At 73.0% G+C, this 8,859-nt stretch carries 8 protein-coding genes and 1 pseudogene; all 9 read left to right on the forward strand.

Annotation, left to right across the window (positions count from 1 at the left end):
- Positions 1-32: 32 nt before the first annotated feature.
- Positions 33-1,277 carry an enolase C-terminal domain-like protein gene (locus ACFWIS_RS25330; RefSeq protein ID WP_380457118.1) on the forward strand — a complete coding sequence of 415 codons (1,245 nt, stop codon included), beginning with the start codon at positions 33-35 and terminating at the stop codon, positions 1,275-1,277.
- The gene (locus ACFWIS_RS25335) at positions 1,274-2,038 is read left to right on the forward strand and encodes an SDR family NAD(P)-dependent oxidoreductase (protein ID WP_380457120.1); all 765 of its coding nucleotides are present in this window, start codon (positions 1,274-1,276) and stop codon (positions 2,036-2,038) included. Before ACFWIS_RS25330 ends, ACFWIS_RS25335 begins: the two co-directional genes overlap by 4 nt.
- 50 nt (positions 2,039-2,088) lie before the next feature.
- Positions 2,089-2,844 carry an SDR family NAD(P)-dependent oxidoreductase gene (locus ACFWIS_RS25340; RefSeq protein WP_380457122.1) on the forward strand — a complete coding sequence of 252 codons (756 nt, stop codon included), beginning with the start codon at positions 2,089-2,091 and terminating at the stop codon, positions 2,842-2,844.
- A gap of 39 nt (positions 2,845-2,883) precedes the next feature.
- Positions 2,884-4,317: a 3-isopropylmalate dehydratase large subunit gene (locus ACFWIS_RS25345; RefSeq protein WP_380457124.1), complete on the forward strand. Its 1,434-nt coding sequence runs from the start codon at positions 2,884-2,886 to the stop codon at positions 4,315-4,317.
- 12 nt (positions 4,318-4,329) lie between these two features.
- Positions 4,330-4,944: a 3-isopropylmalate dehydratase small subunit 2 gene (locus ACFWIS_RS25350; protein WP_380457126.1), complete on the forward strand. Its 615-nt coding sequence runs from the start codon at positions 4,330-4,332 to the stop codon at positions 4,942-4,944.
- A gap of 4 nt (positions 4,945-4,948) precedes the next feature.
- Positions 4,949-5,959: an NAD(P)-dependent oxidoreductase gene (locus tag ACFWIS_RS25355; protein ID WP_380457128.1), complete on the forward strand. Its 1,011-nt coding sequence runs from the start codon at positions 4,949-4,951 to the stop codon at positions 5,957-5,959.
- Positions 5,956-7,536 (forward strand): amino acid adenylation domain-containing protein, encoded by a 1,581-nt coding sequence (locus ACFWIS_RS25360; protein WP_380457130.1) that lies wholly within the window; start codon positions 5,956-5,958, stop codon positions 7,534-7,536. Before ACFWIS_RS25355 ends, ACFWIS_RS25360 begins: the two co-directional genes overlap by 4 nt.
- Positions 7,537-7,578: 42 nt before the next feature.
- Positions 7,579-8,448 (forward strand): FAH family protein, encoded by an 870-nt coding sequence (locus ACFWIS_RS25365; protein WP_380457132.1) that lies wholly within the window; start codon positions 7,579-7,581, stop codon positions 8,446-8,448.
- Positions 8,449-8,535: 87 nt separating this feature from the next.
- Positions 8,536-8,745, forward strand: a pseudogene (locus ACFWIS_RS25370) (2-hydroxyacid dehydrogenase); the annotation flags it as partial.
- Positions 8,746-8,859: the final 114 nt, after the last annotated feature.

Below are 8,859 nucleotides of genomic sequence, written 5' to 3' on the forward strand. Positions count from 1 at the left end.
GCCGGACGTCCCCCGGCAGGGGCGGGCTCCCCGTGCTGACCCTCACCGTGCACGAGGCCCGGATCCCGATGGAACGCCCCTTCCGGCACGCCCGGACGACCCGCCGGGAAACGGCTTCCGTGCTGGTCGCCGCGGAGTACGACGGGGAGACCGGCTGGGGCGAGGCGGCGCCGCGGGAGTACGTCACCGGCGAGTCGGTCCGCTCGGTCCTCGCCGCGCTGCGCGGACGGGAACTGCCCCCCTCCGTCGTCGAGCTGCTCGCGGCCCCGCCGGCGGAGTCGCTGGCCGGCCTGGCCGCGCTCGAACTGCCGGAACTCCTCGGGGAGCCCGGCCGGCCCGCCCCGGCGGCCGCGGCCGCCCTGGAGACCGCCCTGTTCGACCTGGTCTGCCGCAGGCACGGGGTGGACGGCCTCCAGGCCCTGCACCTGGCCGGGTACGACGACGTGCTGGCCGCCGAAGCCGCCCCCGCGCCGGTGGCGACCGTCCTGGACCTGAGCGGTGCGCCGCCGGCCCGCCTCGCCGCGCTGTCCGACGCCGCCCGGAAGGCGATCCCGCACGTCAAGCTCAAGGCCGGTCCCGACGTGGCCCCGGTGGCCGACCTGGTGGCGCAGGTCGCCGCCCTGCTGCCCGGTGCCACCGTGTCGGTGGACGCCAACTGCGCCTGGGAGGTCGAGGAGGTCCTCGCCCACGCCCCGCGCCTGCTCGCCGCCGGACTGTCCTGGCTGGAGGAACCCCTCGCCCCGCGCCGGTGGGAGGAGCTGGCCCGGCTGCGCCGGGCCGGGCTCCCGGTGATGCTCGACGAGTCCTTCTCCTCGGCCCGCGACCTCGCCGACTGCACCTCCCACCGGGCGGCCGACCTGCTCAACCTGCGCGTCTCCAAGTGCGGCGGCCCCCTGCGGCTGCTGGCACTCGCCCGCGCCGCGCGCGCCGCGGGCCTCGGCCTCCAACTCGGCGTCCAGGTCGGCGAGCTCGGCCCGCTGTGGGCCGCCGGCCGCCTCGTCGGCACGGCCCTGCGCGCGCCCGTCGCCGTGGAGGCCGGCCGGCAGGACGAGTGGTTCGCCGACCGCCCTCCGCTCACCACCCCCGCCTACCGGGTGGACCGCGTCACCTCCCGGGCCCCCGCCCTGGGCGGCCCCGGCATCGGACTGCGCCCCACCCGGGCCCTGCTGGACCTCTGCACCCCCGGCTTCCGGCGCCCGTGGACGGCGCCCCGGCCGGCCGCCCCGCACCGCGCCCGACCCACCGCCCAGGACACCCCACCGGAAGGACGACCGTGAACACCGACCCGAGCCGCCCGCTCCCGGCGCGCCGCGCCTGGGTCACCGGCGCCGCCTCCGGCATCGGCGCCGAGGTCGCCCGGCGCCTCGCCGCAGAGGGCGTCGACGTCCTCATGATCGACCGGGATCCGGCCGCCCTGGAGGCCGCCCGGCGAACCGTGCCCGGGGCACGCCCGCTCCTGCTGGACGTCACCGACACCGAGGCCGTCACGGCGTACGTCGAAGGAGCCGACCCGGACTCGCTCCCCGACGTCCTCGTCAACGGCGTCGGCGGCGACACCCGCCGCATCCCCCTGGAGGACCTCCGCGAGGCGGACCTCACCGCGGCGATCAGCAACAACCTCCTCGGCTGCTTCACGCTGACCCGGCTGTGCGCCCCCGCCATGCGCCAGCGCGGCCGGGGCCGCATCGTCAACCTCGCCTCGATCGCCGGGCGCACCTACTCGATCTTCAGCAACGCGGCCTACGTCGCCGCGAAGGCGGCCGTCCTCGGCTACACCAAGCAGTGCGCCTATGAACTCGCCCCGTACGGCGTGACGGTGAACGCCGTCGCGCACGGCCCCATCGCCACCGAGCGCCTCGTCGCGGCCTGGGAGGAGATGCCGCCCGAGCGGCAGGCCGAGGTGCGCGGCCGCCTCCCCATGGCGCGCTACGGAACCGTCGGCGAGGCGGCCGCCGCCATCGTCCATCTGTGCGGCGAGGAAGCCGGATACACCACCGGTGCGCTCGTCGACGTCAACGGAGGTCTCCACATCTCATGAACAGTCACCCGACCCACTCCCCCGGCAACGACCTCAAGGACGCCGTCGTCATGGTCACCGGCGCCGGCAGCGGCATCGGCCGTGCCACGGTGACCGCGCTCGCCCGCGCGGGCGCCCTCGTCGTGGCCGCGGGACGCCGGGAGCACACCCTGCGCGAGAGCCTGGAGCTGGCGGGCCTGGAGCGCGACCGTGGCCTCGCCGTGACCTGCGACGTCACTGATGAGGAAGCTGTCGCGGCGTCAGTTGATACTGCCGTCTTGGAATTCGGACGCCTGGACGCGGCCGTGAACACGGCTGGTATGTTCGGCCCAAGTGGGCTCCTGTCAGAAGCGCTCCAGAAGGATGCCGTCGACGTCATGTCCGTCAATCTCATGGGCATGTGGCTGTGCTTGAAGCACCAGTCACGGGCGATGCTCCGGTCAGGTGGCGGAGCGATCGTCACCACGGGCTCGGTGGCCTCCTTCCTCGGGCACTCGGGCAGTCCCATGTATGCGGCGACCAAGCACGGCGTCGTCGGACTCACCAAGGCCGCGGCACTCCAGCTGGCCCCGCACGGGATCAGGGTGAACGCGGTCTGTCCCGGGTCCACCGACACCGCCATGCTGCGCGAGCTGTACCCGGACGAGGGACAGCTCGCGGCACGGGCCCGGCGAGCACCCCTCGGCCGGATCGGCCTGCCGGAGGAAGTGGCCGCGGCCGCCCTGTGGTTGGCCGGCCCGGCGTCGAGCTACGTGACCGGGCAGGCGCTGGCCGTCGACGGAGGCGTGACCGCCGGGTCCGCCGCTCCCGTCAGGCCCACCGCATAACCGTTCATTTCTTCGAGACGACCGACGAGGAAAAAGCTCATGGGTTCAACGCTGTACAACAAGGTCTTCGACCTGCATACCGTGCGCGACTACGGCGACGACCGGGTTCAGCTCTTCATCGGCCTCCACCTGGTGCACGAGGCGACCAGCCCGCAGGCCTTCGCCATGCTGCGGGAGCGCGGCCTCGGCATCGCCATGCCCGAGTGCAACGTGGCCACCGCCGACCACGTCATTCCCACGGACACCATCGCCCGCCCGCTCCTCGACCAGCTGGGCGAGGACATGCTGGCCCAACTGGAGACCAACACCGAGGACTTCGGGCTGCGCTTCTTCTCCCCGAGCAGCGGCGACTACGGCATCGTCCACGTCATCGGGCCGGAGCAGGGCCTCACCCAGCCGGGCATGACCATCGCCTGCGGCGACTCGCACACCTCCACCCACGGCGCGTTCGGCGCGGTCGCCATCGGCATCGGCACCTCCCAGGTGCGCGACGTCCTGGCCACCCAGACCGTGACCATGAACCGGCTCAAGGTGCGCCGGATCCAGATCGACGGCGAACTCGCCCCCGGCGTCACGGCCAAGGACGTCATCCTGCACGTGATCCACGAGCTCGGCGTCGTCGGCGGCGTGGGCTACGCCTACGAGTTCGCGGGTTCCGTCATCGAGAACATGTCGATGGACGAGCGGATGACGGTCTGCAACATGGCCGTCGAGGGCGGCGCCCGCTGCGGCTACGTCAACCCCGACGACACGACCTTCGCCTACCTCAAGGGCCGCCCCGCCGCCCCCACCGGCGAGGCGTGGGACCGTGCCGTGGCCTGGTGGCGCTCCATCGCCTCCGACCCGGACGCCAGCTACGACGACGTCGTGGTGATGGACGGGGCCGACATCCGGCCCATGGTGACCTGGGGCATCAACCCGGGCCAGTCCGTCCCGGTGGACGGGCTGCTGCCCTCCCTGGAGGGCGCCTCGCAGGACGTCGCCGACTCCTACGCCGAGGCCTACGAATACATGGGTATGAAGCCCGGCGACAAGCTCGGCGACTACCCCATCGACGTCGCCTTCATCGGGTCCTGCACCAACGGCCGGGTCTCCGACTTCCTGGAGGTGTCCGAGGCGCTCAAGCGCAGCGGCGCCCGGGTCTCGCCCGGCGTGCGCGCGCTCGCCGTGCCCGGTTCCAACGCCGTGCGCGAGGAACTCCTCCGCCTGGGCGTGGACAAGGTGCTGGAGGAGGCCGGCTTCGAGTTCCGGCTGGCGGGCTGCTCGATGTGCCTGGCCATGAACATGGACAAGCTGGTGGGCCGCGAGCTCGCGGCGTCCTCCTCCAACCGCAACTTCAAGGGCCGTCAGGGTTCGCCCACCGGCCGGACGATGATCATGTCCCCGCTGGCGGTGGCCGCGGCCGCCGTCAACGGTTCGGTCTGCGACCCGGCGACCGTGTTCGGCCCCGCGACCGTCGTCTCTTCCTCCTAAGGAGCCCCAGCAGTGACCAGCGCCACCGATCCGCGGATCAGCACCGTCACCGGCACGACGGTCGTGCTCAGCGGCAACGACATCGACACCGACCGGATCATCCCGGCCCGGTTCCTCAAGCACCTGACCTTCGACGCGCTCGGCGAGCACGTCTTCGAGGACGACCGCAAGCAGGAGCACGCCCGCGGCGTCACCCACCCCTTCGACCAGCAGGAGCGCTCCGCCGGCAGCGTCCTGCTGGTCGCCAAGAACTTCGGCTGCGGCTCCTCCCGCGAGCACGCCGCGCAGGCCCTGCACCGCTGGGGCATCCGCGCCGTCGTCGGGGAGAGCTTCGGAGAGATCTTCCGCGGCAACTGCGGCACCATCGGGCTGCCCTGCGTGACCCTCGCCCCCGAGCACGCGGAGGAGGCCCGCGCCATCGGCCTGGCCGACGCCGACGCCGTGGCCGACGTGGACCTCGGCAAGGGCGTCCTGCGGATCGCCGGCCGCGAGTTCCCCGTGCAGATCCAGGCGTCGCTGCGGGACTCCTTCCTGGAGGGCACCTGGGACACGCTCGCCGAACTCCTCAAGAACGCCGACCAGGTGAGCGGGACGGCCGCCCGGCTCCCCTACCTGACCGGGTTCTAGTCGGATGCCGTCCATAGTTCCGCCGTCCGGCCACCGGGTCTTCGTCGGCACCGACCGGGTCCTCGACGAGCTGCTCGACGAGATCGCCGGGCGGCTCGCCGCCCTGGGCCACCAGGTGGTCCGGGCGGCGGATCCGCGGGCCGTCACGGACGGCCCGCTGGACGCCCTCGTGCTCACCTCCCGCACCCCCGTCGGTCCCGAACTCATGGACGGGCACCCGGAGTTGAAGGGAGTTGTGTTCGCCTCCAGCGGCTTCAACTCCATCGACGTCCCCGACGCCACCCGGCGCGGCATCGTCATCGCCAACGGGGCGACCCCGGAGAACCACGGCAGCATGGCCGAGGCCACCATCATGCTCGCCCTGGCCCTGCGGCTGCGGCTCGCCGACCGCCTCGCCGCCGTCGCCGAACAGCGCCCCCGCCCCCGGCCCGCCGAGCTCGACAGCCGCTCGCTGCGCGGTGCCACCCTGGGCCTCGTCGGCTTCGGTCGGATCGCCCGGGAGGTGTGCACCCGCCTCGCGCCCTGGGGCACGGGCCCCGTCCTCTGCCACACCCGGACCCCCCGGCCCGAGGACTGGCCCGAGGTGGACTTCTGCTCCCTGGACCGCGTCCTGACGGAAGCCGACGTCGTCAGCATCCACCTGCCGCTCAACGCCGCGACCCGCGGCCTGATCGGCGAACCCGAACTGCGCCGCATGCGTGACAGCGCCGTCCTCATCAACACCGCCCGCGGCGGCATCGTCGACGAGGCGGCCCTGGCCGACGCCCTGCACGGGAACCGGATCGCCGGCGCCGCCATCGACACCTTCGACGTCGAACCCCTCCCCGCGGACAGCCCGTTGCGCAAGGCCCCGAACGTGCTGCTCACCGACCACGTGGTGGGCCACACCGTGGAGATGTACCGCTCACTGGTACCGGCCGCCGTCGAGAACACCGCGTGCATCCTGCGCGGGGAACGCCCCCCGTACCTGGTCAACCCGGACGCCCTCGCCCACCCCCAGGAAGGGACCGCATGAGCAGCAGCACCCCGCCGCCGTCCGCCGCACCGACCCGGCTGTACGGGCTGGTCGAGGCGACGGCCGCCCGCCACCCCGAGGCCATCGCCCTGGAGACCCCCGGCGAGGACCCCCTGACGTACCGCGAACTGACGGACCAGGCGGAACGCCTGGCCCGCTGCATCGCGGCCGACCACGGCCCGGTACCGCCCCGGATCGGTCTGATCGGCACGAAGTGCGCCCGCACCTACGTGGCCTACCTCGCCGTCCTGAGGCTGGGCGCCACGATCGTCCCGATCAGCAACGCCGCCCCCGCCGACCGCATCCGCGCGATCGCCGGGGCCGCCGACCTGACCCTGGTCCTGACCGACGACATCGGGGGGCCGGCCGCCGCCCTCGCACCGGACGCAGACGGCCCGTCGCAGACACTGCCGCGGCTCGTGGAGATCCCCGCCCTCGGGACCCCTGCGGACGCCGCCCCGTTCCGGGCCCCCGCGGCCCAGCCGACGGCGTACGTCCTCTTCACCTCGGGCAGCACCGGCCGGCCCAAGGGCGTGCCCGTGTCGCACGCCAACGCCCTCAGCTTCGTGAACCACAACCTGGCCCGGTACGGGGTGGGGCCCGGCGACCGGATGACGCAGAACTTCGACTTCGCGTTCGACGTCTCGGTCTTCGACCTGTTCGTGGCCTGGGGCTCGGGCGCCACCCTGGTCGCCCCCTCCACCCGGGACCTGATGCATCCGGTCCGCTGGGTCAACGAACGCTCCCTCACCCACTGGACGTCAGTGCCGTCCGCCGTCTCCACCGCCCTCGGCCTGGGCGAACTCGCCCCCGGCGCCATGCCGTCGGTGCGGATGAGCCTCTTCCTCGGCGAGCAGCTCACCGTCGAACAGGCCGGGGCCTGGCACGCCGCCGCCCCGAACGGCGTCGTGGAGAACGTCTACGGTCCCACCGAACTGACCGTCTACGTCTCCGCCTACCGGCTGCCCGCCCGCACCGAGGACTGGCCCGCCACCTCCAACGGCACCGTCCCCATCGGCCACGTCTACCCGCACCTGGAGTCCGTCGTCGTCGCCGACGGGCGCCAGGCCGACGAGGGCGAACTCTGTGTCCGGGGCCCCCAGCGCTTCGACGGCTACCTCGCCGCGGAGGACAACGCCGGCCGCTTCCTCGCCGACGACGACTCCGTCGGCTTCGTCCCGGTCACCGGCCGTCCGCCGGTCCCCTCCGACTGGTACCGCACCGGTGACCTCGTCCGCCGCGCCGACGACGGCACCCTGACCCACCTCGGCCGGCTGGACTCCCAGGTCAAGATCCGCGGCCACCGGGTCGAGCTCGCCGAGATCGAAGGCGCGCTGCGACGGCACGAGAAGGTCACGGACGCCGTGGTCCTGGCCCTCCCCGGCCCGGTCGGCAGCCTCGACCTGATCGGCTTCCACACCGGTGGCGAGACCGACTCCCGCACTCTGCGCACCCACCTGGCGGCCGTTCTTCCCGCCTACATGATCCCCCGGCGCTACGTGCGCCTGGACGCGTTCCCCCTCACCGGCAACGGCAAGATCGACCGCCTCGCCCTCAGGGCCGCAGACGGCCGATAGGTACCGGCAACCCCATCCGTCCTTCCCAGGAGGCGATTCCCGATGACGGTGCTCTTCGAGTGCGACTACCAGGGGGCGTCGTACTTCGCCCTGGGCGCGGCCCCGAGCGGAGCCCCGCTGCGCCTGTACCCGCTGTCCGACGAACGACTGGCCGTGCTCGTCCGGGAGTCCGGCGGGGACGCCGGTGCCCTGACGTCCGGCCGGACACCGGTGGACGTGCCGGCCGGGGAACTGCACCAGGTGCGAACGCGCGTGCCGTGCCTCCCGCGCCAGGTGGGGGACGCCCTGGTCGGCGGCTTCATGATGACCCACAACGTGAAGGTCGACGAGACCACCCCGGACCAGCCCGCCTGGTTCTTCAAGGGCCTCGGCGACGCGCTGCGGCTGCCGGGCGAGCCCCTGGACGTGCCCGGCGGGGCGCTCGCCGTCTGCGAGGAGGCGGAGGTCGTCCTCGTCTACGTGGGTGACGAGGGAACCGGCCGGCCCCGCTACGTGGGCTACACCTTCGGCAACGACGTGACGGACATCGGCCGGTTCCGACGGCACAACGGCCACCTGTCGTACGCGAAGCTCTGCAGCGCGGGCATCTCGCCCGCCCTGCACCTTGGCCCGCCGCCCCGTCACGTCACCGGTGAGACGACGATCGAGCGGGACGGCGCCCTCGTCTGGAAGGGCACGTTCACCACCGGCACCGACGCGCTCCACTACGACCTCGACACCATCACGGCGGGGCTGTTCGCCCACGAGGCGCTGCACCGGCCCGGCCGCGTGCACTACGTGTACGTCGGGGCCGACCGGAGCAGCTTCCACGGCGGGCACACCATGCTGGACGGCGACCGGGTCACCCTCGACTTCCGGAGCCACGGCGTCACGCTCGCCAATCCGCTCGTCTGGACGCCGCAGGCCGGCTGACCCGCCGGGAAGGTGCCGCCGGAGCGCCCGTCACTCGCGGTAGAGCAGGAGGGCGCTCCCGGCCAGGAGGGCGCTGACGACCAGTGAGCCGCACTGATCTTCACCGACCGCTCCGTCCAGGGCATCACCGACGACGTCCTCGCCCGGCTGGTCACCTTCCCCCAGGTGCTGGTCACCAGCCACCAGGCCTGCTTCACCCGCACCGTCGTCGGCCAGATCATCGACGCCACCGCCCGCGACGTCGACGACTTCACGGCCGGCCGCCGCAGCGAGAACACCCTCGTCCCCCGGGCCTGACCGGCCCCCGCGGGGTCTGCTAAAGGCTGTCCCGTAACTATCCGTCTGGTTCGGCGTTGGTCACGGTATGGGTGGGGTGATCTCGGCGAGCGATCCGATGTGGATCGAGCCGTT

The sequence above is a fragment of the Kitasatospora sp. NPDC127060 genome (assembly GCF_042724935.1).
Lineage (GTDB): Bacteria > Actinomycetota > Actinomycetes > Streptomycetales > Streptomycetaceae > Kitasatospora.